We start from the raw sequence: 975 nt of genomic DNA on the forward strand, positions 1-975 counted from the left end.
CGCGCGCCATTTTTACCCCGTCGGAGTGGAAATCAATTGTGTCTGAGCATATCTTTCTGCAGGACTGGCCAACGCGAGAATTGAAAATCATTGCCACCGATTGCGTGAGCGGCCAACCAGTGGTCTTTGATAGACTTTCAGGTGCTGGTTTGCTTGACGCTATTGCAGCTAGTAGCGCAACGCCTGGCTTAGTTCATCCCATAAAAATAGATGGACGCTATTGCACTGATGGCGGACTGTGTTCCCCCAAGAATATTGGTTTTGCGGAAGGTGCCCAAAAGGTCGTGGTCATATCCCCGATGGGAACAGCAGAATGGACGATGAGCAACGATCACGCTTCTATGCAGATTGAACAGCTCAAAAAGGGGAGTGAAGTGATGATTGTCGTGCCAGATTACTCCTCACGAGTTGCGTTTGAAGACAATCCCTTCCTGGTTCAGACACGTGTGCATGCAGCTGAAGCAGGGCTTGTCCAAGGCATCCAACTTGCCAAAGATATAAGTTCGTTCTGGGTTCGGGATTGATAGCGCGATCTGGACGAGGACTGGACTTACAGCTGAAACTGATCGAGAAAGAGTGATTTTTCGCTGACTACACTCAGTGGAAGATTGAGAAATTGAACCTGACCACTCAAAATGACTTACGCACCGGTTGCGGAATGTTGATATGAAAACATCAGGTGGTACGCCAAAAACCTGGGATTTACAAAGTTAGTGCTATGGACGCAGGATTTTGTTAGGAAGCGGCAGGAAGGTCGATCTAACAGATTTACTTCCCGATAACTATCAAATTTGCTTCCGAGAGCTGCAGATGTTGGTTCAAAACTGGCTAAGCTGCCTACTGCACTATGTTCGCATAATTTACATTATGTAAAATTACATCCAATGTTTATTTTGTTCACCAGCGCCCGTAGTCGTCCGAGAGCTCTAATTAAATCTATGGTCCGCATGCATCTGCTTGAGACTGCGCTTTTGC

Annotated in this window: 1 protein-coding gene; it reads left to right on the plus strand. The window is 46.9% G+C overall.

The features are described 5' to 3' along the window. A partial coding sequence (locus tag HLUSI_RS29340; protein ID WP_016835235.1) for a patatin-like phospholipase family protein occupies nucleotides 1-524 on the plus strand: 524 nt, incomplete at its 5' end. Nucleotides 525-975 lie beyond the last annotated feature (451 nt).

This window comes from Herbaspirillum lusitanum P6-12, from assembly GCF_000256565.1.
Taxonomy (GTDB): Bacteria; Pseudomonadota; Gammaproteobacteria; order Burkholderiales; family Burkholderiaceae_D; genus Herbaspirillum; species Herbaspirillum lusitanum.